The sequence below is a fragment of the Bradyrhizobium diazoefficiens genome (assembly GCF_016616885.1).
Lineage (GTDB): Bacteria > Pseudomonadota > Alphaproteobacteria > Rhizobiales > Xanthobacteraceae > Bradyrhizobium > Bradyrhizobium diazoefficiens_F.
This window is the reverse complement of record NZ_CP067102.1, coordinates 146,530-167,936: the sequence shown is the minus strand read 5'-3', so window position 1 is coordinate 167,936 and position 21,407 is coordinate 146,530. Positions and strand designations below refer to the sequence as shown.

The window sequence follows — 21,407 nt, the reverse complement described above, 5'->3', positions numbered from 1 at the left end:
GGTTGGCAGCGGGGCTCGTGCTCCCATTGATGAGGGCATTGTTTCCTTTTACTAGGCAACGATGCGGCCCCTGGCTCGGGCTTCCGCGGCGTATGCGGAAATCGGCTTGTCCGCGATGAAATGAAGATCTCGCTCCACCGGAAGACCGAGAGGTCCCCTGACCTTCATGATTTCCGCGAGGCTGACCCAACCGAGCTCTGGATAGCCAAGGCCAAGGTCGCACAAGCCGAATAGTCGGTCTGGTTCGTCCGGATCTGATTCAGTGAGCAACCAGGTCGCGCCTGCATCGGGAGAGAATATTTTGACCGCTGGCATTGGATTTCGATCGTCGGCCAAAGCGTTGACCAAGAGTCGAACCCGATCTTCGACGGTGAGCAGATCTATCTCAACCATGAGAGACCTCCGCAGGGTCGGAGACAGCGGCCTGGCCGTCCGGTTGAGTGCGTCTGGTGCGGGAGCCCGCTTTGCGAGGCCGCGTCTTCCTCTTGGCGTCGGCCGCGGGTGTAGCCATCGCAGAATTCGGTGGCTCGCTGCACGGTGCCTTTGGAGCGACGACGGCGAGCGCGGCATCATAGACGCGCTGGAAGTCGCAGTAGCGTTTCCAAAGCTGGTCCGCCGTCTCCTGGTCGCCTGCCACGTCGATGGCGTCGATCAATGTCTCCAGGGTGAAATGACGGAAATGGACCCTGGTGGGATCATCATCCGCGACCGGGAGCAGCTCGTTGGCGTAGACGCGGAAGGCGGCATTGGCGCGCCGATTAAGGCGAGGTCCGATGCCGATGAACATCGCTCGCGGTGTGATGCCGTGGTCGACCGAGAGCTGAGCGAGCATATGTTCGCGCATCAATTGTTCAATCGGTGGCGATCGGAGGATGGTACTGTCGGGATTCTTGTAGAGATGAACCTCTTTCAACGCCTGATCATAGCGCTCTCTCCATCGGGCTACTGGTCCGGCCATCTCCTCAGAATACTTGACCTCGGCGTAGACGATGCCGGCTTCACCCTCGGGCGTCGTGATATGAACGGCGACGTCGAACGCTGAGCGGTCCGCAAGGAAGCGGTGGTCGCGGCGGCCGGGACTATGCTCGAAGGCGATTCGTTCGACGGAGTGGACGAATTCGGGCAACATTTGGCGGAAGACAGCTGTCGCCAGCTTCGTGTCCAGCGCTAGTGGACCGAACGCATTGAAAACGAGCGGCATAGAACTCAACGCATTGCCGATGAGGCGATCCTCATCGATTGCCGCGTCCTCCTCACGAAGCAGAAGTTCACGGAGGGCAAGTAAGTGAATCTGGGGGGAGATGAAGTTCCGCCCGGATTCGGCCGCGTCGGCTCGAAGGTAGGAGCCAAGGTGGCCGCCGCGCTCTTCCACCGCAGCGTTCGGAATGCCTTGATCGCGCATCCACAAAATCTGGAGGAGGCGTGCCGCCCGCCGGAAGCGCGAGTCGATCTCGCACATGCCTCCCAACTGCTGGAGCAGCCGTTCCGGCACCCATGGTGTGCGCGCGAGCTGTCGATATTTGGATAGTCGCCCTCGGATACCTGATGAAGTGTAGGCCGGCGTCGTTGCTTCTGTGTTGGTCAAGGTGTCTCTCTCTTTGCTGTGGCCGTTGTGGCGAGAGAGATTCGGCGAGAAGACGACGATGTTGACGACTAGGAGATTGTGCTGCGATTAAGCTGGCCACAGATACGAGGGCTCGTTTGGCGCCGGATCATACACCTGAGTTTACGGTTCCTTGAGGACCTCGACACCGTCATCTCGCTCGATTGCTTTGCTGATGTCGAAAGCTTCGGGCTTCTCCTCTTCGGTCCAGTCGACGTTGTCCAGACCGGCGAGTATTCTCCAAAGCCGGTCCAATTCCAAGCCTTGATCGGGTGACGAATGCAAAGGAGTTGCGCAAGTCGATTTCCGGCGGCGCGGCTTGGTAATCGCGGTTGTTCCTCTCTCGAAATTGGTGAGGATCGTGAAAAGCCAGCTCGCCTGATCGTCGCTGACGAAAGCTCGATCCCGATAGAGTTCGATTTTACGAAGTATGTTCTGCAGGAATCCCGCCTCTTTCGCACTGAGTCGTCCGTCGTATAGGGCAGTAGTGACGCGTTGTTCCAGCCTCTTAAAGCCGTTCCCGATAATCATGCGGTGCGCTCCATTTGGTTCGATTAGACGTGATTTGCGATATAGAAACTTGGAGCCGCGTCGCTGATGTTCCAATCACCGTGGGCGGGACGGTAATTGACCGAGGGGTGTACGGTTCTGAGATTTCAGATACGCGTCCCTGCGGCTTCTCGAAACCTGGTGGACGTCGGAGGGAGGTTTCTGTGCCCGGAGGGCACAGCTTCGCCTGCGAGGGCGAAGCTGCTGTCGATGGGGTGTCCGAAACCCGGAGCCACGCCGTCGGTCAGTCTTCGGATAAGCGCACCCTGTTACGGGGAGGCCGGGGTCAGCCGGTCGGCCTTTACGCGCCGCTTCATCTGGCGGGGCTGTTACGCAACATGTCCGTCAATTGCGCAACTGCTGTGGGTCGGGAGTCACCGGAGCCCACTCCTGCATTCAACTTGCGTTGATTGCTTGTGTCGATGCCTTTCGACGTTTCACCGCTTGATCCCCGCGGCCTCGATAGCCGGAAGAGCGGGGCCCACTGGGGGCTGCTATGTTCGCCGTCTAAGCGCGGCGCTTGCGCGGTTTCGGCAGAATCTGAATCCCACGTGCGCGGTGCCGGAGGCAGCGGTTGTGGCGCCGAGGTCTTGTCGAGCGAATGACATCGATGATTTTCAAGTTTGATCAGCCGTCAATGTGACAAATGAAAATGTGAGGCCGTTTGGGTCGGCCCCCGCCTTGTCGGCGGGGGCCATTGGATGCATCAATGAAGGGCGGCGAGAGCGGAGGTCTCGACGTAATCAGCGCACGCGGATTTCACGATAAGAAGATGTTTGCTGATCGCGATCTCGGCGTCCGGGGTTCGGATGCTGAGCAACACTCGGTGCAGGTCGGCGAGATTGACGTTAAGCTCAAGTTTCGAGCCGGGCGCGAGGCTGCACTGGCGCAAGGTCCCCCGTAAGGCGACATCATATCGGGCTGCCGGCGAGATCGACAGAAGCGAGAGCGCGTGATCGGAGTCGGTTGTTTCAAGGACAATCCGACCTCGGTCGGAGGCGATCCTGGCGATGGTTGCGCTGTCCAGCGCCTCGGCGACGGCCACGTCGAACGTTGCCGTCATGGCAGTGTCGAAGATGCCATCGATTGCGCGGCACCGGCCGGTCTTGCTCCAAGATAATTCGGTGCTGCCGGATTTAATGAAGATCGCATCGTCGGTCTCGGCAACGACCACCGCGCCCTGCATCTTGCCGATCGCCGCGCGCGCGTTGGTAACGTTCCGCTTAGGCAAGACGAAACTCACCGCGTCGGGCAGGGCGGTGGACCGGTACAGCGAGACGCCGCCCAAATAGCCACTCCTCGCGCCGCCGCCGCTGATCTGGAGGCCGTCAAACGCCTGGGTGCCGGCCGTGCGCTTCTCGATCAGCAGCGCGGCATAGCCGATCGCATCGTAGAGGGTCCGGGCGTCGATCCCTGCGAGATGTCGAGGCTCTTCCGCGCTGGTCTTAGCGTCAACGAATCGAACGGGCGCCCTCATATGAAACGAGCGTCCCGATCCTCGCCACGCCAGTGCGTCCTGGTTCTTGTCCAGCTCGAACGACAGCTCGCAGTCATAGTGATGGCCTAATGAGGCCAGGAGCTGCTTTGGAAGCTCAAAGCCGATGGTTTCGTCGTCGGCAAGATTCGAGCGAGTGAGATCGAGAGTGGTGGCGACTGAAAGGCCGTTGTCCGAGGTCGGTTCGCTAAGCCGTAACGTGCTGACCGACAGCATCATCGTGATCGTGCCGCTCGACCGGCTGGGCAGGCTGATCGCCCGCGCAGCCGATTTCAGCTGGTCACTGTGGACTACGAATTTCCTGACGGGCGCGGGGACGAGAACTTGGTCTTGAAGCATTGTGGAAAACTCCGGGAAGGGTGGCATCACGCGAGCGCGGATGCGAGGTGGAAACCCGCCTTTCTAGTTCGAGCCCCAGGTTTTCGCTGGGGCCTGAGCCGATGCGGCTCAGGCCCTCGATCGATGGCTTAATGCCTGCTGTCATCGGAGGTTGCGCACGCGGGCGTTTGGAAAATTCAAGTGACTGATCTTGCAATCAAATATCGTCCCCGGCGGTTCTCTGAAATCGTCGGGCAGGATCCCCTGGTGAGCTGGATGCGGGAGCAGATCCGCTCGGGGGCCGGGCGATCGGTGCTGGTGGCCGGACCCGTCGGCACCGGCAAGACCACGTCCGGATTGATCTACGCGAAGGCCCTGCTGTGCGGCAGGCCGCTCGACGGCGAGGCCTGCGGTGCGTGCGATGAATGCCGGGAGTTCGGCGAGAACGGGCGCTACATGCCCAGCTTTCACGCGCTGGAATGCGGCGAGCATTCAACCGTCGAGGAGGTCAAGGATCTGCTTGAGGCTGCCCGGCACGCGCCGTTCCTCGCGCCGCGCCGCGTCTTGTTGCTCGATGAAGTTCACAATCTTTCGCGGCGGGCCTCGGACGCCTTGTTGCGCATCCTGGAAGAACCGCCGCAGTGGACCAGCTTCATTCTCCTGACCTACAGATTGAACCTAATCTCGGGGGCGCTACGCAGCAGGCTTTCCAGTTTTGAACTCAGCACCTTGAACGAGGCCGAGGCGTTTCGGTTGCTCGCGGGTGTTTGCGATCGTGAGGGTCTACCGTACGACCAGGACGGATTTCGTCTCATTTTCAAGGCGGCGTCCGGCGGCCCCCGCGAAATGCTGCGCGCGGTGGAAAAGACCAGCCAGTTTGGTCCCATTGATGGCGCCCATGTGCGTCTTGCGCTCAATCTCAATTTTGAGGACCGTCTGACGGCGTTCGCGCGAGCCTTGATGGCTGGCGACCTGGAGGGCCAGTTGCGGGAGATCGAGGACTGGCCCGATACCGCCGAACGCAAGCTCGATTTTCTTCACCAGTTTTTCGTGTTCCAGTATTTTGAGGGATGCCGGCGTCTTCGCCGCGAAGATCCTCTCATGCGCAGTGTCGGCGCGGAAACTCAGGAACAGTTGGTCGCGGCGTTCGCTGCGCGCGCCGGCGCGTCAGGGTGCGAGCCAGAGGCTTATTGGGAAAGCATCATCGCTACCCTGACCTCGAACACGAAGGTCACCGAACATAGCCTTGCAATGATCGTGAGCAGAGTGAACCGGCTGATCAAGCCGGTGTCTCCGATCGGAGAAGAGGTCGGAAAACCGCGGACCATATCTGCGAAACCGGTCCTGCGCGTGCGATTGTCGGGATCAGCAGCCGAAGATCGGACGTTTCTGTCCTGGGACGAGATACGTCCTCATTGGCAGGCAGCCTCGCTCCTGCCGCAACGATACGGCGTGCTGTTCAACCTTCGGCTGACCATGAGCCGCTCGGAATTGGACCGGCCAGATTCAGACGGGAATGCTCAACTTGTGTCCAAGCTCACCCACGAGCTCGGCATGCGCGTCAAGGACTGGTGCGGCGCGGCCTCGCCGGTTCTGCATTGGATGTATCGTCATGAATGGGACGGCGAGACGGGACAGAGAACGCGAATTCTTCTGTCCGTTCCCGATGATCATGTCGCGGCTGCACTGGCGTGGCTCCGCTTGAAGTTTGTGCCAAGGGTCTCCCGGACGAGTGATCTCAAGGTTCAGATGGCTTGTCGACCCGGAATGTCGCAGGAAGACCGGGTGCGCTTTCATTGGCAGGGCGTTCGCGCGTTGAGCCGGAGCCTGGGCCCAAGGTTCACTGCCCGCGCCGATCTGGGCCCTATCTGCCCTCTGGTGGATCTCCTGAAGATTCCGCTGCGGTGGCGCGCGCAGGTTCGTCGCATCTCGAATGTGCAGGCTCGCGGGATGTCGGCCTCGCTGACAGGTGGGGCTAAGCGGAACGACGAGAGCGGCATGGCGTGGCTCTCCGCGCTGAGCGATGGTGCTTGGCGGGTGCTCGATACAGGATGGGAATTGCGAGAGTACGAGGCGCGCAAGGCGGAAAGGGAGCGTCGCGACGTCGCTCTCGCCAAGCTCGCCGCGCTGCTTCCGGGCGCGGACGATGCGCGCCGCGAAAGCATTCGGCTGGAAATGGAGATTCTGAAGTCGAGCTGGAGTTCAGACCCAAGGAATTGGCGGCGAGGCTGGTCTGGCTGGTGGCTGCCGGAGACGAGGGTCAAACCCGGCTAGTTCGGGGGTCAGGCGACTGGTCGGTTGAAAAATAATAATAAATTCAATAGGATGCGCCAGTCGCCGGAGTTTGCCGCGTCCCCCTTCCTTTCAAGCTGATGCTCTTACGAATTCAATCTGATTGCTCATCAGAATGAATGTCGTCGGGGTTGGCGTGTGTGGTGTCGAGACCGGAGGCGAACACTTGGGGTGGGCTGGTCGCGGCTTTCAACAACTCCCGAAAGCCAAAGCTGCCTGCGTCCGATTCATACAGCCGGAAGAGCCTCTTGACGTGCTCAGGCTCCACGCTGAACTCCTGCGCTACGATCTCATAGATGGCTTCCAGCGATTTGAGCGCCGGGAGCTTGCCGGCGATCCGTTGGAGGATGATCTCTCCGGTCCTGCGCACGATGTCGCGTTCCTTTTCGATGTTTTGAAAGGATCGAAACTCGCCGCGCCCGCCGTCTTCGCTAGTTGTGCCCAACACGAGGTTCGAGATGGATCGACTTGCCTGCTTCTCGCCGTCGCGGGCGAAGCCGATTAGCTTTTGCGAGATATCCAGGAAGAAGTCGCTCACCTTGTCCGGGACGGGAACCTTGTTCTCAAGGCAGATTGCGAGAACATTCCAAAGCGATAGCGCATTTCGGTTGCGATTGTAGTTCGCGATCTCGGCGTTGAGCCGGCCTGCCAGCTCTGCTGTTATTTCATAGTGACGCGGAGCGGTCGTCGCTTCCACCGGGGGATACTGGCGCTCGCGGTCCTCAGGACGCTTCGACCGTTCGAGATTTTCCCGCCACTGTAGCGTTCGCTTTGTTACATCGACCATGAGGCAAGTCCTGGCGTCAAGAAGTCCTAATCGGTGCCGATGTTGCCCTCAGCCGATCGTTTTGCAAGCCGGACATCGGAGCAATGTGTCCGGAAACTTTGCTCGCCTAGGCCTCAAGCGCTACCTTCATCGACGGCGCCGCGATCGCGAGATCATAGAAGCCCAGCGACGTCTGAAATGTCTTGAGCTTCCTTGCCATTGATGTCGGTAGCCCTGCGGCTTGGTCCTAGCGCCGGCGCGCGACCCAGGTGCCGAGTAGGAACGCGACGAAGAGCGAGGACAAGGGGGCCTGCACCGTCACCTTGCGCAGCCGCTCGGCCCAGCGCAGCGCCGCCTCGTTTGAAGGCTGGCGCAGCGACCTTTGGGGCCCGGCCGACTCGGCCTGGCCGCTCGGCTGCGGTGCGCCGATGGCGTCCTGATCATCGACCAGGCCAGAGGCTTCGGTCATCGCGGAAGCTTCTTTCATGTCCATGCAGTCCTCCTCTTCCGACCTCAGGCTGACTTCCGCTGCGGCTTGGCCGCCGGCTTCTTCGCTGCCGTCTCCTTCGGCTTCTTGCCCTCGATGGGCATCAGCATCTCTTTTTGACCACTCGATGCCTTGCGCGGTTTCTTGGCTGGCTTTGCGGCCTTCGCCGGCGCGGCCTCCCGGCCGACGCTCCGCCGCAGCGCCTCCATCAGGTCGACCACGTTGGTCGCCGCGGGCCGCTCTTTCGGCGTGATTGGCTTGCCGGCGCGCTTCCTGTTGATCAGGTCAATGAGCGCGGTCTCGTAGTGGTCCTCGAACTTCTCGGGCTCGAAACGTCCCGCCTTCTGGTTCACGATGTGCTTGGCGAGATCGAGCATGTCCTTCGTGACCTTCACGTTTTGGATCTCGTCGAAATACTCCTGCTCGCCGCGCACTTCGTAGGGGTAGCGGAGCAGCGTGCCGACAAGACCCTTGTCGAGCGGTTCGAGCGCGATGATGTGCTCGCGGTTCGTCAGCACCACGCGGCCGATCGCGACCTTGTCCATCTCGCGGATGGTCTCTCGGATCACTGCGAAGGCGTCGTGGCCGACCTTGCCGTCGGGGCGCAGGTAGTACGGGCGGATCAGGTAGCGCGGATCGATGTCGGACTTGTCGACGAACTCGTCGATCTCGATCGTGCGCGTGGACTCCAGCGCGACCTCCTCGAGTTCCTCCTTCGTGACCTCGATATACTGCCCCTTGTCCAACTCATATCCTTTGACGATGTCCTCGTTCGGCACCTCGTCGCCGGTGTCGGCGTCGACCTTCAGGTACTTGATGCGATGGCCCGTTTGCCGGTTGAGCTGGTTGAAGCTGATCTTCTCTGACTCGGAGGTGGCCGGATAGAGCGCCACAGGGCACGTCACGAGCGACAAACGCAGGAAGCCTTTCCAGTTGGCACGGGGGGCCATGTACGCAGAACTCCGGTTCGAGACGGCCTGGATTCAAGACGAACGGCAGACCATGGTTCCGACAACGGCTGCCTCGCCATAAGGCAATTTTTCGGCCGGGGACTCGACTCCTTTGTTCTTGTTATGTTCTAATTGGACATGACCGATCGACCCGCGAGCTGGCGCATGCCGACCCCCAAGCAAATGGAAAAGATGGCATCTCTCGTCCGCAGAAACGTGCCTCGGGAGCTAGGATTGGCTCCGGACGATGATCTGCCGCAGGAGTACTGGCAGGCGCTCCTGGACGACCCGCGCGCCGAGGCTCGGTCGGCCCCTTCCGGAGCGGCGCTGCGGCTGAGCCAAATTCCTCAGCATGTTTTGAGGGTGGGCTGCCGCCGCTGCGCCAGGGTCGTCGAGATCCAGAAGGCAGATGCCGCTCGTCTCTATGGTCCGGACGCGCTCTGGAAGGATGTCGGGCAGCGGCTGTTGGACAATACCTGCACCCAGCGCACCGGGCGCCATGAGGAGGACGGCTGCTGGCCTGTGTTCGAGTAGTCGCCGGCGCGGCTGGAACTGGATGCTGCAATGGCACCGAAGCATCACCCGACGCCCCTCTCTGGAGGAGATCGCAAGGCGCTCACCAAGGAGCTCGGCCGAGCACGCGCGATGACGACGATCCTCGCAGCACAGGCCGCCGAAGCCCGGACCAAAGGCGAGGCCCTCATCCGCGAGGCAGACAATTTGCTCTGCGAATCCTGGAACGAGCGCATGTGGGCGGATGGCGGGCCAATCGACCCATCGCCGACGGTTGACCAAGCTATCAACGGGGGCTTCGCCTCGCTTGAGATCGAATGCTCGCGATGCAAGACCCGACGGGACGTGGATCTGGCGGCGCTACGACATCCGCCGACCACATTTGTCCACGACTTGGCCAGCCGGCTCCGCTGCAGCAAATGTGCTAAGGCCGGGCGTCGGCCGTCCGCCACGCTGCTGCAACTGATGTCGCGCCCCCGCCTGGCTGCTCCGGAGATTTGATCGTGTGCAATCTCTACTCGATGACAAAAAACGTCGACGCGATCCGTCGCCTGTTCGGCGCGCTGAACAGCGATGTCGGCAACCTGCCATCGATGCCAGGCATTTTTCCCGACTATCCTGCACCGATCGTACGCAATGGTGCGGGGGGACGCGAGATCGTCATGGCACGCTGGGGCATGCCGAGCTCGCAGCGGGCTCTGATGGATGCGACGAAAAAGCGCGCGGAGAAGCTACAGGCCAAGGGCAAGACCGTCGATTTCAAGGAGTTGCTCCGGATGGAGCCGGACGGCGGCACGACGAACATCAGGAATGTTAGCAGCGCCCACTGGAAGCGATGGCTCGGACCGGAGCATCGCTGCCTGATGCCGTTCACGTCCTTTTCTGAGTACGACACGATCGATGGCAAGAAAGTGCCGGTCTGGTTCGCTCTGGACGAGGCGCGGCCTCTGATCGCATTTGCCGGGCTATGGACAAATTGGACCAGTGTGCGGAAGGCGAAGGAAGGCGAGATCACCACCGACGTCTTCGCCTTCCTCACCTGCGAGCCGAACGCCGAGGTCAAGCGCGTCCACCCCAAGGCGATGCCGGTGATCCTGGTGACGGCGGAGGAATACGAGGTCTGGCTCCGCGCCCCTTGGGACGAGGCGAAGTCGCTGCAGCGGCCCCTCCCGGACGGCGCGCTGCGGATCGTCGCCACGGGCGAGAAGGAAGATCCGGCACTGGCCGCGTGAGCGAGACAATTTGGCGGCAAGCTGGTGCCAGTTCGCGGCTGTGCACAGGACGGTGGAACACGTGGACAAGCGGCGGCCCCAGCGATTTCGAATCCCCGGCCTGTGCTAACCGCCGGGAACGACGTGGGCGGCGCAAGGATTCGTCCCGGCGGGAGCGCTCGCGATGCTGATGGCGAAACAGAGACGACCGGCGATCCAGACCCTGCGCGGCTGGGCAACCTCCGTGCTGCAGGAAGCCGGCGCTATCCGCGAATGCGAGGAGCACGGCTGGATGCAGGATCGCGCCGACCCGCACGCCCGCGATCGCGCCTATGATATCGCTCGTCGGGATCCGCCGGCAGGCGTTTCTCCCGACGAAGCCACAGATGCGATCACAGAGTTCTTGGATTCGGTCGGCGATACCTGCCCCGAGTGTCCGCCCAAGGACTTGGTCTAAGCTGCGACGGCTGGACGGCGAACGTCTATAATCTAGGTCCGGTCCGATTCAGAGCAAGGCGACTCGAACGCGCCCCACCGCAAGATCATCCATATCGACATGGATGCGTTCTATGCGTCAGTGGAACAGCGCGATAATCCGGACCTGCGCGGAAAGCCGGTCGCGGTCGGCGGCTCGGCAGAGCGCGGGGTCGTGGCGGCCGCGAGCTACGAAGCCCGCAAATTTGGGGTTCGCTCCGCGATGCCCTCGGTGACCGCGAAGCGACAATGTCCCGACCTGATCTTCGTCAAGCCCCGCTTCGAGGTCTACAAGGCGATCAGCCGGCAAATACGCGAGATCTTCGCCGAGCACACAACGATCATCGAACCTCTGTCGCTCGACGAGGCCTATCTCGACGTGACCGAAAATCTTCAAGGCATCCCGCTCGCCAGGGACATTGCGTTGCGCATCCGCGAGAAGATCAAGGCGGAGACCGGCCTCAACGCCTCGGCCGGCATCTCCTACAACAAATTTCTGGCGAAGCTCGCTTCCGATCACCGCAAGCCCAATGGTCAGTTCGTCATCTCGCCTGAGATGGGGCCGGCCTTCGTGGAGACGCTCCCCGTAGGCAAATTTCACGGGATAGGCCCCGCAACGAGCACTAAGATGAACGCCTTGGGCATATTCACCGGTCTCGACATGCGCAACCAGACGCTGCAGTTCATGAACGCGAACTTCGGCAAGTCGGGCGGCTACTACTATTGGATTTCGCGCGGCGTCGACGAACGGCCTGTTCGAGCCAACCGCACCCGGAAATCCGTCGGCGCGGAGAATACGTTCTCGACCGACCTTGCCGAAGCCGAGGCCATGATCGCCGAGCTTGAACCGCTGATCGACAAGGTCTGGCGACATTGCGAATCGGCCGGCACGCGTGGGCGAACGGTGACACTCAAAGTGAAGTTTGCCGACTTCGAGATCATCACGCGCAGCCGATCCGCCTCTTCGGCTGTGGCCAACCGCGATGGCCTCGCCGAAGTGGCCATCGGCCTGCTGCAGGATAACATGCCTTTTTCGAAGCCGGTTCGGCTTTTGGGGGTGTCACTGTCTTCCTTGCAGGTCGGAAATGGTGCGGAGCCGCAACTGGATTTCGGGCTTTGATCCGGAATAGATTCACGGCGGTCGCCAAACCCGCTGCGCAGGTATGCGAGGGGCAGTAAGAATCAAATGCTCGAAGCTGATTTAACTTTGGCCGCGATGGCCGAAAGGTTGGCCAAATCCGCCGACTACCGCGTCCTTCGGCGCCTGGTTCACCGCGAGACTTCCACTTGGATCACAGGTCAAAGCACCAAGACAGCCATCCTGCTCGACGTGGAGACGACCGGCCTAGACCAGCACAAGGACAAGATCATCGAGCTCGGAATGGTCAAGGTAGACTACCTACCCGACGGTCGTATCGCAGGGCTCCGGGATATCTTCTCCTCATTCAACGAGCCGTCCGAGCCGATCCCGCCGGATGTAATCGCGCTCACCGGGATCACGAACGAGATGGTCGCGGGCCATCGGATAGACGAGGCGGCGGTATCATCGTTCGCAGAAGATGCCGTGATCGTAATCGCCCACAATGCCGGATTCGACCGCAAATTCGCCGAGCGCTACTGGCCGATATTTCAGCGCAAAGCTTGGGGGTGTTCGGCGACCGACATCGAATGGCGAAAGCACGGTTTCGAGGGCTCGCGCCTCGGCTACCTGCTGAACGGGGCCGGTTTCTTTCACCAGGCTCACAGGGCGGTTGACGATTGCCACGCTCTCCTCGAGATCCTTGCTTTGGAACTGCCGACAGCCGGCGCACCGGCGCTTGGCATCCTGCTCGAGCGGGCTCGCAAAAAGAAGATGCGAGTGTGGGCCGAGCAGTCGCCGTTCGAGCTCAAAGACGCGCTCAAGCGCCGCGGCTATCGTTGGAGCGACGGCAGCGATGGCAGACCGAGGTCATGGTACGTCGACCTCGACGAAAGCAAGCTCGACGACGAAATCGCATTTCTCAAGGCCGAGATTTACCTTGGTGAAGTGGAGCCGCGCCTGCAGACCTTGACCGCCTTCGATCGATTTTCCGTCAGGGCGTAGAGCGACCGCATGGCGTCGGGCACAAACACTGGGAAGAAAATCAAAGGACCGGAAGCGTGTTCATCCCGGAGGCCAACGGCAAGCTCAGGCCGCTGGGTATCGCGCGAATATTGGTCGATGGCGGGCGATCCCGAATACTAGCTGCGGCCGTTGGCGCGTCGGCCGCCGCGTCCGTCCCGTTGACCCGCACTCGAAGATCCAGCAATCGCTTTCTTGTGGAGAGCGAGTTTCCTGTCTGGACTCGCGCTTCCGTTGCGCGCTGGCTACGTGGTTGGTTTTGCAGCGAGTCGGGGTGCCGTGAAGAAGATCTCCGAGCAGCAGAGGATCGGTCAGCAGGGCGTCCACCTTCTGGCCGCTCGGCTGCTGTCAGTCGGTCTGAGCTTCCAACCGAACGGCCCGCTGGACGCCGGCATCGACGGCTTTCTCGAATTGAGGGATCCGGAGTCGGGCGAAGTGAAAGCGCAGTGGATCACAGCGCAGCTCAAGACCCAGAAGGAAGGACGTCTCGCCGAGGAAACTGACCAAAGCTTCAGCTACACCTGCCGGCAACAGGACCTCGAATACTGGCTCGGCTCTAACGTGCCGGTCGTCCTCTTCTTCGCCAGACTGAGCGACGAACGGATCTGGTGGAAGGCCATCCACACCTGGTTCGCGGACGACGCCCGCCGACGCACGCGGAAAATCGTCTTCGACAAGACGAGGGATACGCTGAACGAAGTGTCTCTGCCGGGGTTTGCAGCGACGGTCTCCGGCTTTTCCGCCCCTGGGCGGATCGTGCCGTCGGCCCGCATCGTGGAGATGCTCAACACCAACCTTTTGAAGGTCGCCTTCCCGGCGAAAACGCACGTAGCCGAGACGATGTCGAGCTATTCCGAGGTCCGGGAGGCGCTTGTCGAACGGTACGGAAGCCCTCCCATCGACTGGATTCTCCATGGCAAGCGCATCTACAGCTTCCGCGACATCTCAATCCCGCCGTTCCGCGACGTAATCGAGGAAGGCAGCGAGGACACGATCGATACGTCGACCTGGATCGAGTCGGACGGCGAGGTAACTCGGCGCCTATTTGTGCAGTTGCTCCATCGGGCGCTCGGCGAGATGGTACACGAAAGCCTGGCCTACTGGCGAGACCGGCGCTATCTGTTCTGGAAGATCGGCAAGGGGAAGGAAACGAGGACCTACTCCTACCGCTCGTTCGAGAACAAGACGTCGCGCAAGGTCGTGAAGTCCTACAAGCGCGATGGCGAAACCACGCCATCCTATTTCCGACACGACGCCTTCCACGCCAACTTCGTCCGGATCGCCGGCGAGTGGTACCTGGCCCTCGAGCCGACCTATCACTTCACATCGGACGGCTACCACGAATTCCGCTACGCCTCGGACCGCATGAGCGGAATCAAACGGCTCGAAACCAACCAGAGCGTCCGCGGCCACATCGGCATGTGGAGTGCCTTCCTGGTCCCGTCAGCCAGACCTATTGCGCAAGGATCCGCTCGTTTTCAGCGCGTTGCCGGCGCTATCGCTGCCGTACGGTGTACTGGACGATCTGTGGCGGGAGAACGAGGACGACGAGGAAAAAACGCGAATGGAGAAGGCACAGCTTGAGCTCCTTTGACCTTTCGCATCTTCCCGAGCCGCTGCTCGAATTCGCGGCCAACGGTCGCCACATCGACGTGCGCTTCGGCCTGATGGACTATGGCCCCGTCGATTTTTCGACCGAAAGGACCAAGGAGATCCGCCTGGGTGTAGTCGGCTCGTCCCAGACGGTCGGAAAGCTCGGCGATTGGCTGCGCCGCTGCGAAGGAGGCATCCCCGCAAAGAACAGCCGCCAGCCGAACCTTTTCCCGGCGTTCCCCGGGAGCACGATCCTGGGGCCGTTCCGCTGCAGCTTCGACGTCGGGACCCGCCACGTCCGGATCCTATCGCAGTCCGTGATCTCGCGCATTGTGTCCGAGAGGGACGACGACACAGCGGTCTCGCTCGCCGTTGAGGCATTCACGAACGAGGTCAAAGATCTCGCTGAACAGGATCAGCCGCCCCAGGTCGTCATCTGCGCCCTTCCGGTGGAGATCATCGAGCGGGTGAGCAACATGAGGAGCCAGCCGTCCGACGACGATCAGGAGGAACTTCCTGCCGACGAGAGCGAGCCCGAGGACGTGCCCGTGGTCGACAGGGAGATAGAGAACTTCCGGGGCGCGCTGAAGGCCGCCACGCTCGCGCTGCGAGTCCCGATTCAGATCGTGTGGCCGACAACCTATGACAATGATGCCGTCGTGAAGCGCAAGCTCGCCGAATTCTCCACGCGCAAGGTACAGGACGAGGCGACGCGCGCCTGGAACTTTTTCTGCGCGCTGTACTACAAATCCGGCGGCACGCCGTGGCGCATGGTGCGCGACCAGCGGGAATACTCGGCCACGTTCATGGGCGTGAGCTTCTTCGAAGGCCTCGATGGGACGTCGCTCCAGACGAGTTCGGCTCAACTATTCGACGAGCGCGGTGAGGGCTTGATTCTGAAGGGCGGACCGGGCCTGAAGGACAAGACCGATCGGCAGCCGTACCTGTCGGCGCTCGATGCCTTCAACCTGACGCGGACGGCGCTGCAGAGCTACAAGAAGGAGCACGGTAACTATCCCGCCCGCCTGGTCGTCCACAAGACGTCGCGTTTCCATCCAGAGGAGCGGGAGGGCTTTCAAAGGGCCATTGAGCAGTCCGAGATCGAGATTGCCGACTTCATCTGGATGCCCCGCCGGTCTCCGGTCCGGCTCTTCCGGAACAGCGTCTATCCACCGCTTCGTGGGACCGCGATGCGTCTCGACGACGCTCAAACCATTCTCTACACGCGCGGAAGCGTCGATTTCTTCCGAACCTATCCCGGTCTCTACGTGCCCAATCCGCTGGTGCTGCACGCGCAGCGCCGCGACACGCCGGATTGGAATCTGTTGCTGAAGGAGACGCTGGCCCTGACCAAGATGAACTGGAATGGGACGCAGTTCGACGGAGCGCTTCCGATCACCTTGAAGGCTGCGCGACAGGTCGGCGACATCCTCAAATACGTTCCGGACGGTACCACGCCGGACCCGCGTTATCGCTTCTATATGTGACGGAGAGCCCATGCAGCGCAAGCGAGCCTGCCTAGGATCAACGCGGCTCGTGATCTCATCCATCGATCGGCCTGAACGGGCTATCGGTTCTGCGCTAGTGCCGCTCCGGCTCTATAGTGTGGACTGTTTCGAACGGCGGCGCGGCTGGCACAACCTAGGGCCATTCGAGTTTTGTCTTGAACCAAAGCGGGCCTTCATTGGTCTGACAGACCTCAAACAGAAAGCCGTCTTCAACCGTCTTAGTTTGCCGGCCAATGAATCGTAATTTTTCCTGTTCGATATATCGATAGATCATCTCGACCGCCTCACCGTGTGTGCGGACTTTGGTAAATTGTATCGCAGTTTCCTGGCATTTCCCGTCGCCAAGATGTGACAGCCCCTTCTTGCTAAAGACAGTCGACGGTCGCTCTCCATCGCGACTCGCTATTTCAACAAAGTTATCAAGTTTGATTAGCTGACGTGAGCCTTCCAGTTCGTATCCATTCGCGAGCGTCAGGCACTTTATGGCGCATGCATTTGCAAGTTCAATTTGCGCTTGGAATGCTGATGGCGGTTGGCTGAGAACACCTTCGCCAAGCTTTCCAGACGAAACCAACGAATTGCTTCCATAGTTCGGATGAACATAATCGCATAGCGTTGCGTAAACGACGTTTTGGTCCGGGTAATCGTTCTCCAGCACCTTTCTAAAATCGTTCACATGGAACGGCTTCGGGTGGCCACTTCCGCCGTGTATGTCTTGCCCGTAGTACATCCTTTCTAGGGTTGAATGATGTTTGTGCATGGTACCAATCAGTTTTCCGAGGTCACTTTGGCGCGAAAGATTATTAGAAATCTTGCTGAGTTCGTCGACCTGAAAAGAAAAAGCCGAAAGGTGCTCGAATAGAGCTCTTGTCAAAGAGATGTGGATGGTGGGATTCCCGGCTTGAGACGCCCAAAGTATCCCACGAGAAATTTCGGCCAGCTTAAGGCTTTGAACTCGCATCATAAAGAAATGCCTCTTGCACAAGTCATAGAGGCGCCACGCCAACTGAGCCGTTGGAGAGTCCAATTCCCGAGCGGGCAATCGTTGCTCACGTCCCCGCATGGCCTCGTCGAAATTGTTTATAAACGTCAGGTTGCCCTGCTGTTCCAAGTATTGCTCGATTACTGGAACGATCAATTCGCTAGAGTTCTTCATCAAGCTCTCGCTTTACCCCCGACCTTCGGGCTTACCCAGAGGAGAGATGGACGCTAAACCACGCATTCTCGGCATGGATCGGATCAACATGAACGCCAAGCGATTTCTACCGCCACCCACAGCGACGATCTTAGTACGCTGTGAGCTCGCCCTCGCTGAACTTCTCAGAAATCGACAGACAGCAGAAGCTCTACGCCATCGTCGGCGACGATGGCCACCTCGTCACTGCGGCTCATAAGAGCTCGCGGTTTCTTCGCTGATTTGCTCGCCTCGGAGAACGATGACACATGGATATGGCTCTCGCAACGACCTCAACCCTTCCTCCGCATGGCCGCATCGCGTGCCGACGCTGCTTCAGCGGCGCTGAATCGACGCAGACAATCGGCAAGTGGCAGATGGTCAACGATCCAGCGGCTTGGGGATCGGCGACGCCGCGCATACTGATACTTGGATTCTCAAAGGGCTTTACCCAGGCGAACGCATTTCGGTCCGGCCGTTTCGAGGATATCCCCTTCAAGGACATGCGCACCCGTCTAACTGAAGAGCTGCGTTTGCTCGGCGTGATCGGAAGCTCGGAAGCCGTTGACCAGAAGATGGTAGCTTCGGAGACTGAGATCGGCTTCGGATCGTTGGTGCGTTGTAGCCTGTCGCGCATCAACAAGAAGGGGGTGTTAGCTTGCACCGGTGAAGTCATGCCGAAGGCATTCACCGAAGAAATTGCCAAAAACCTGCGGATTTGCGCAGAAACCTTTCTTGCCGACCTTCCGTCCTCTGTTCGGTTGGTTCTGCTGCTCGGCACGACCGACAGCTATATAAAGGGCTGTCGCGGAGTGGTCCGCTCCCTCTATGGGTCGCACTTCTCGGACATCAACGAGGTCAGTTATCGTACTGGTGAAGTGGTTTGGGTTCACGTCAGTCATCCATCTGGGCTGAATGGCCACCATCCTGTCTGGATGACAGGCAATCCTTCGACGAAGCCCGGGCGCAAGCGCGGGCTTGCGATACAAGCAATCCATCTAAGCGGAGCGATTCGGGAGAGCTGAAATGGGATATCCTGTCGGGCCACTCTTGGCGGCACTAGCTGACCGAATCTTGCATAACCTCGATCTGATCGAGTCGTTGGCGCCGAAATGGGGCAGTCCTGATCAAAACCAACCGCCCTTTTCAGACACGCAACTGCTTATGTCGCTCCTTGGCGTGCTGGTGTTTCCACACGAGAAGGCGCCGGGTGCCCTGGGCGAGATCATGAGGGGATATAAGCCAATGGACCGTGTTCTGAACGTCATCTATTCGCGACACGGTGGCGGTCGGATCGAGATGACCGGCGCGGAGGGCGAAGCGGTGATGGTGGACCCCACCCGACTGACCAATCTACCGAAATTGCTTCGCAACAGTTTGGCTCATTTCAACGTCCTTCCAATCAACAAGGAGGGGCGCTTCGGCGGTATTCGTATCTGGAACCGTGATTGGGACGAGCAGATCACATTCGTCGCGGACGTCGACTTCGACGAAATGCGGTCATTGGCACGCCATGTGCTGAGTGTGCTTCGGGAGCAGCAATCTGACCTTAACCTGCAGGATCCTGAAGACCCTATGGCCGAGATCGAGGCCAAGCGCGGGAAAATAAGGGGGCATTCGCGCAAGGTGCCGCGTCTCAATCGCGACATTTGGGAGCGCCTCCTCGATGCCCATGGTGGAGACGCCGACAAAGCAAAAACGGCACTGGATCGTCTGTTGAAGCGGGAAGCCGACAGGTTGCTTGCGACTGCCAAATGATGCGAGCCGCAGCGCGGCAGATCATGCAAATGGTCGCCGCCCATTGCGGGCTCGAAAGCAGTTCGGACCGTCCATTTCTCCACGCGCCCGACCAACATCACCGCTTTCGATCGGCGCCTCTTGCTTAGTGGGGGAGGCGACCTCCTGGCTGGCGGGAAGGATCTGGAGACGCGGTGCTCCGTTCGGACCTCGATCCGTTCAGGTTGGCCCTATTCCTGCGGGCCCAGTGCGACTTCCGGATCTTCGTCTTCCTCGAACTTCGTGCCTAGGCTGTAGCTATGCAGACGAGCGCTCCGGTAGCGGAATTTCGATCCTCGCATGACGACAAATTTCAGGCGCCCGGCGATCAGCATCTGGAGAATTGGCGTGAGCGCGTCCGACGGGATGCTTAGGGTCGCATCCAATCGTTCCGGATAGGCCTCGATCGTTCCGAGGGCAATCGGTTTTAGGTCCTTCCGACGCTCCTCCTCGAGGCTGATTGACGGAATCAGCGACACCTCGATGCGGTCGCTCTCGAGCCGGGTCGGCCGCAGCAGCCGGCCCCTGATCTCCACGAGCCGGTGCTCGTGATAGGGATCGAGCGCGCTGCGAAGGGAGTTGAGCGCCAGCCAGTAGGTGAAATCCCAGTTTTCGATCTCGACGATATAGTCAATGATCTCCTCCGTCGGCCTACTCCGGCGTTTAGTTTTTCTGGACGCTTTGTGCTTCGGCTCGGTGACCATCGCGGTTTGTCGCATCGCGGAAGACGAAGCGAGACTACGCGTTTTCAGTTGATGACCAGATTATTTACGTTGGTGAGGCTTCTGGATCCATCTGGATTGCGGGACCGGATTTGCCGGAAACACGTTTCCGACGATGAAAGCCACGCTTTGCAGAAGGAATTCCAGAGCCGGTTTCCAGATCGGCTACAACGCAGGGCATTCAGACGATATCGGTTCAGTGGGTCGAGATTCCCGACCTTCCAACGATCAATTCGCATTGCAATTTTAACGAGAACAGCATAAGGTAGTAAAATAAATTACTGCGATCTGAAGCCTTCTTACAATAAAGAGCGCCTGAAGGCGCCGCGATCATACGCGCCCAATTATGGGAGGATTTTGTATGGCAAGAGATAAGAAGGAAAAGGAAGAATCGGAGAAAGCATCCGATTCATCTTCTGAACGTCAAAATCCGAACGCCACCGATAGATCGACCGCGGCTCCATCGGGCTGGCGGCCGCCCAGAACGAACCGTCAGGAAGGAGCAGCTGAGGTCGACTGGTCGCGGACCTATCATGTTGACACACCCCAGGCGTTCATAAGCGGATTGTTCGGATTGTACTCCGACGTGTTTTCCGCCTTCCTCGAAGACGCGGGCGGGGCCGCTGGCATCGGCGACACCGTACTCTACCAAGTCAGACAGCCGCCGCATCTGCGCTTTGAAATCAAGAAAATCGGTCCCAACGAATTCGAGGTCAGGGGTGCGCATTTCGCTGCGCCTGGTGGCAGCAACATTTGTTTGGGTATGAATCCGCTGGACGGTTTTTCACCAGGAGTAGGGCAGATGTACTTCTACAATCCCTTTACGACCACAGGAACGCCGACGACAACAACTGGCTGGCCGACGACGACAACTGGATGGCCGACGACGACAACCGGTTGGCCGACGACGACCACAGGAACGCCGACGACAACAACTGGCTGGCCGACGACGACAACTGGATGGCCGACGACGACAACCGGTTGGCCGACGACGACCACAGGAACCCCGACGACAACAACTGGATGGCCGACGACGACAACTGGATGGCCGACGACGACAACCGGTTGGCCGACGACGACCACAGGAACGCCGACGACAACAACTGGCTGGCCGACCACGACCACAGGAACGCCGACGACCACAACTGGTTGGCCGACGACGACCACAGGAACGCCGACGACAACAACTGGCTGGCCGACGACGACCACTGGCTGGCCGACCACGACCACCGGGACACCAACGACCACAACTGGTGGAGCTACATCGACAGCGAAGGCAGGGGTCGAGGAGTTTTTGGCGGCGGGGGGTCGCGAAGTGGTCAACCTTGCCCAAGAACTGCGCGCACAGGCGGCGGACGATGAACGCTTCACCGAAGTGAGAGAGAAACTGAACAAGCTCGCTGGTCTGCTGAACAACTATCGCCTTTAATGGCCCTTCTGCCCCGCCTACTCCGTGGGCGGGGCACCCAGTGTTCGGGCCGCTCTACCGGAGAGACCCGTGACGAATGTCTTAATTCCAGCGGCACCACAAGCTGACGCAGCGCGGGCCGAGCTAGCCATTAGGCTCGAGCTCGATGGCATTGCGCTGGATTCCCTTTCGGAACGAGAGCCCTCGGGGGTTCTGCGGCAGATCGATGGCGAGAATTTAATCGCGAGTGGCCCCAGTTCTTCTTTTACAACCCCGCTGCTGAACGCGATGGTTGAATGGTCCCTGACAAAGGGTGATCGAATCTGCAGCCTGCAACTTTCGGATACGACAGTGGCACGCGCCTGTACCCCGAGAGACAGCAGCTTCATTGTTGCGCGTTGCAACAGCGTGGCAGAGGAATTCGACAAGCTAGACAGACGCGAGGTGCCCCTCGGACAATTTCTAAT

General features: G+C 60.0%; 21 protein-coding genes and 1 pseudogene. 12 read left to right on the top strand and 10 right to left on the bottom strand.

The genetic code is table 11. From position 1 onward, the window contains the following. Positions 1–51: 51 nt before the first annotated feature. The 4 genes from JJC00_RS00730 to JJC00_RS00715 all read right to left on the bottom strand — a co-directional run bounded on the left by JJC00_RS00730 (position 52) and on the right by JJC00_RS00715 (position 3,986). Positions 52–393, bottom strand: coding sequence for a DUF2958 domain-containing protein (locus tag JJC00_RS00730; protein ID WP_200470887.1), 342 nt, complete (start codon positions 391–393; stop codon positions 52–54). Further along, positions 386–1,585: a PGN_0703 family putative restriction endonuclease gene (locus JJC00_RS00725; RefSeq protein ID WP_200470886.1), complete on the bottom strand. Its 1,200-nt coding sequence runs from the start codon at positions 1,583–1,585 to the stop codon at positions 386–388. The genes JJC00_RS00730 and JJC00_RS00725 overlap by 8 nt, the downstream gene beginning before the upstream one ends. A gap of 141 nt (positions 1,586–1,726) precedes the next feature. Beyond that, positions 1,727–2,134 carry a hypothetical protein gene (locus JJC00_RS00720; RefSeq protein ID WP_200470885.1) on the bottom strand — a complete coding sequence of 136 codons (408 nt, stop codon included), beginning with the start codon at positions 2,132–2,134 and terminating at the stop codon, positions 1,727–1,729. 724 nt (positions 2,135–2,858) lie between these two features. Continuing rightward, positions 2,859–3,986: a hypothetical protein gene (locus JJC00_RS00715; protein WP_200470884.1), complete on the bottom strand. Its 1,128-nt coding sequence runs from the start codon at positions 3,984–3,986 to the stop codon at positions 2,859–2,861. A gap of 180 nt (positions 3,987–4,166) precedes the next feature. Between JJC00_RS00715 and JJC00_RS00710 the strand changes: the two genes are divergently transcribed. Then, positions 4,167–6,239 (top strand): ATP-binding protein, encoded by a 2,073-nt coding sequence (locus JJC00_RS00710; RefSeq protein ID WP_200470883.1) that lies wholly within the window; start codon positions 4,167–4,169, stop codon positions 6,237–6,239. A gap of 112 nt (positions 6,240–6,351) precedes the next feature. Here JJC00_RS00710 and JJC00_RS00705 read toward each other — a convergent pair whose 3' ends face one another. From JJC00_RS00705 to JJC00_RS00695, 4 genes and pseudogenes are all read right to left on the bottom strand, one after another. Continuing rightward, positions 6,352–7,044, bottom strand: a complete 693-nt coding sequence (locus JJC00_RS00705) for a hypothetical protein (RefSeq protein WP_200470882.1) — start codon at positions 7,042–7,044, stop codon at positions 6,352–6,354. Between the two features lie 109 nt (positions 7,045–7,153). Beyond that, a pseudogene (locus tag JJC00_RS37710) lies at positions 7,154–7,243 on the bottom strand (cell envelope biogenesis protein TolA); the annotation flags it as partial. A 27-nt stretch (positions 7,244–7,270) separates the two neighbouring features. Further along, positions 7,271–7,516 (bottom strand): hypothetical protein, encoded by a 246-nt coding sequence (locus JJC00_RS00700; RefSeq protein WP_200470881.1) that lies wholly within the window; start codon positions 7,514–7,516, stop codon positions 7,271–7,273. 20 nt (positions 7,517–7,536) lie between these two features. Continuing rightward, entirely contained in the window at positions 7,537–8,460 is a 924-nt protein-coding gene (locus JJC00_RS00695; protein ID WP_200470880.1) for a Ku protein, read from the bottom strand. A 138-nt stretch (positions 8,461–8,598) separates the two neighbouring features. Here JJC00_RS00695 and JJC00_RS00690 point away from each other — a divergent pair, with 138 nt between their 5' ends. From JJC00_RS00690 to JJC00_RS00655, 8 genes are all read left to right on the top strand, one after another. Next, on the top strand, positions 8,599–8,994 hold the full coding sequence (locus JJC00_RS00690; RefSeq protein ID WP_200470879.1) for a hypothetical protein: 396 nt from the start codon (positions 8,599–8,601) through the stop codon (positions 8,992–8,994). A 30-nt stretch (positions 8,995–9,024) separates the two neighbouring features. Then, on the top strand, positions 9,025–9,474 hold the full coding sequence (locus tag JJC00_RS00685) for a hypothetical protein (RefSeq protein ID WP_200470878.1): 450 nt from the start codon (positions 9,025–9,027) through the stop codon (positions 9,472–9,474). A 2-nt stretch (positions 9,475–9,476) separates the two neighbouring features. Next, the gene (locus JJC00_RS00680) at positions 9,477–10,205 is read left to right on the top strand and encodes an SOS response-associated peptidase (protein ID WP_200470877.1); all 729 of its coding nucleotides are present in this window, start codon (positions 9,477–9,479) and stop codon (positions 10,203–10,205) included. 163 nt (positions 10,206–10,368) lie between these two features. After that, entirely contained in the window at positions 10,369–10,641 is a 273-nt protein-coding gene (locus JJC00_RS00675; protein WP_200470876.1) for a hypothetical protein, read from the top strand. A 99-nt stretch (positions 10,642–10,740) separates the two neighbouring features. After that, entirely contained in the window at positions 10,741–11,778 is a 1,038-nt protein-coding gene (gene dinB / locus JJC00_RS00670) for a DNA polymerase IV (protein WP_200470875.1), read from the top strand. Positions 11,779–11,844: 66 nt separating this feature from the next. Next, entirely contained in the window at positions 11,845–12,741 is an 897-nt protein-coding gene (locus tag JJC00_RS00665) for a 3'-5' exonuclease (protein WP_200470874.1), read from the top strand. A gap of 297 nt (positions 12,742–13,038) precedes the next feature. Further along, complete coding sequence (locus tag JJC00_RS00660) at positions 13,039–14,343, top strand: DUF4365 domain-containing protein (RefSeq protein ID WP_200470873.1); 1,305 nt, start codon at positions 13,039–13,041, stop codon at positions 14,341–14,343. After that, the gene (locus JJC00_RS00655; RefSeq protein WP_200470872.1) at positions 14,340–15,839 is read left to right on the top strand and encodes an argonaute/piwi family protein; all 1,500 of its coding nucleotides are present in this window, start codon (positions 14,340–14,342) and stop codon (positions 15,837–15,839) included. Before JJC00_RS00660 ends, JJC00_RS00655 begins: the two co-directional genes overlap by 4 nt. Positions 15,840–15,993: 154 nt before the next feature. Here the strand turns inward: JJC00_RS00655 and JJC00_RS00650 are convergent, their stop codons facing one another. Next, a complete protein-coding gene (locus JJC00_RS00650) occupies positions 15,994–17,016 on the bottom strand; it encodes a hypothetical protein (RefSeq protein WP_200470871.1) in 1,023 nt (340 codons plus the stop codon). A gap of 287 nt (positions 17,017–17,303) precedes the next feature. Between JJC00_RS00650 and JJC00_RS00645 the strand changes: the two genes are divergently transcribed. Next, the gene (locus JJC00_RS00645) at positions 17,304–18,059 is read left to right on the top strand and encodes a hypothetical protein (protein ID WP_200470870.1); all 756 of its coding nucleotides are present in this window, start codon (positions 17,304–17,306) and stop codon (positions 18,057–18,059) included. Position 18,060: 1 nt separating this feature from the next. After that, on the top strand, positions 18,061–18,792 hold the full coding sequence (locus tag JJC00_RS00640) for a HEPN family nuclease (protein WP_200470869.1): 732 nt from the start codon (positions 18,061–18,063) through the stop codon (positions 18,790–18,792). A gap of 209 nt (positions 18,793–19,001) precedes the next feature. Here JJC00_RS00640 and JJC00_RS00635 read toward each other — a convergent pair whose 3' ends face one another. Beyond that, positions 19,002–19,514 carry a hypothetical protein gene (locus JJC00_RS00635; RefSeq protein ID WP_200470868.1) on the bottom strand — a complete coding sequence of 171 codons (513 nt, stop codon included), beginning with the start codon at positions 19,512–19,514 and terminating at the stop codon, positions 19,002–19,004. Between the two features lie 894 nt (positions 19,515–20,408). Between JJC00_RS00635 and JJC00_RS00630 the strand changes: the two genes are divergently transcribed. Further along, on the top strand, positions 20,409–20,894 hold the full coding sequence (locus JJC00_RS00630) for a hypothetical protein (protein ID WP_200470867.1): 486 nt from the start codon (positions 20,409–20,411) through the stop codon (positions 20,892–20,894). Positions 20,895–21,407 lie beyond the last annotated feature (513 nt).

Bases quoted from the DNA above. Each gene is read 5' to 3' on its own strand.
- JJC00_RS00730 (WP_200470887.1), bottom strand. From the start codon at position 393: ATGGTTGAGATAGATCTGCTCACCGTCGAAGATCGGGTTCGACTCTTG.
- JJC00_RS00720 (WP_200470885.1), bottom strand. From the start codon at position 2,134: ATGATTATCGGGAACGGCTTTAAGAGGCTGGAACAACGCGTCACTACT.
- JJC00_RS00715 (WP_200470884.1), bottom strand. From the start codon at position 3,986: ATGCTTCAAGACCAAGTTCTCGTCCCCGCGCCCGTCAGGAAATTCGTA.
- JJC00_RS00705 (WP_200470882.1), bottom strand. From the start codon at position 7,044: ATGGTCGATGTAACAAAGCGAACGCTACAGTGGCGGGAAAATCTCGAA.
- JJC00_RS00700 (WP_200470881.1), bottom strand. From the start codon at position 7,516: ATGGACATGAAAGAAGCTTCCGCGATGACCGAAGCCTCTGGCCTGGTC.
- JJC00_RS00695 (WP_200470880.1), bottom strand. From the start codon at position 8,460: ATGGCCCCCCGTGCCAACTGGAAAGGCTTCCTGCGTTTGTCGCTCGTG.
- JJC00_RS00690 (WP_200470879.1), top strand. From the start codon at position 8,599: ATGACCGATCGACCCGCGAGCTGGCGCATGCCGACCCCCAAGCAAATG.
- JJC00_RS00685 (WP_200470878.1), top strand. From the start codon at position 9,025: ATGGCACCGAAGCATCACCCGACGCCCCTCTCTGGAGGAGATCGCAAG.
- JJC00_RS00675 (WP_200470876.1), top strand. From the start codon at position 10,369: ATGCTGATGGCGAAACAGAGACGACCGGCGATCCAGACCCTGCGCGGC.
- dinB (WP_200470875.1), top strand. From the start codon at position 10,741: ATGGATGCGTTCTATGCGTCAGTGGAACAGCGCGATAATCCGGACCTG.
- JJC00_RS00665 (WP_200470874.1), top strand. From the start codon at position 11,845: ATGCTCGAAGCTGATTTAACTTTGGCCGCGATGGCCGAAAGGTTGGCC.
- JJC00_RS00650 (WP_200470871.1), bottom strand. From the start codon at position 17,016: ATGAAGAACTCTAGCGAATTGATCGTTCCAGTAATCGAGCAATACTTG.
- JJC00_RS00645 (WP_200470870.1), top strand. From the start codon at position 17,304: ATGGATATGGCTCTCGCAACGACCTCAACCCTTCCTCCGCATGGCCGC.
- JJC00_RS00640 (WP_200470869.1), top strand. From the start codon at position 18,061: ATGGGATATCCTGTCGGGCCACTCTTGGCGGCACTAGCTGACCGAATC.
- JJC00_RS00635 (WP_200470868.1), bottom strand. From the start codon at position 19,514: ATGGTCACCGAGCCGAAGCACAAAGCGTCCAGAAAAACTAAACGCCGG.
- JJC00_RS00630 (WP_200470867.1), top strand. From the start codon at position 20,409: ATGGCCGACGACGACAACCGGTTGGCCGACGACGACCACAGGAACGCC.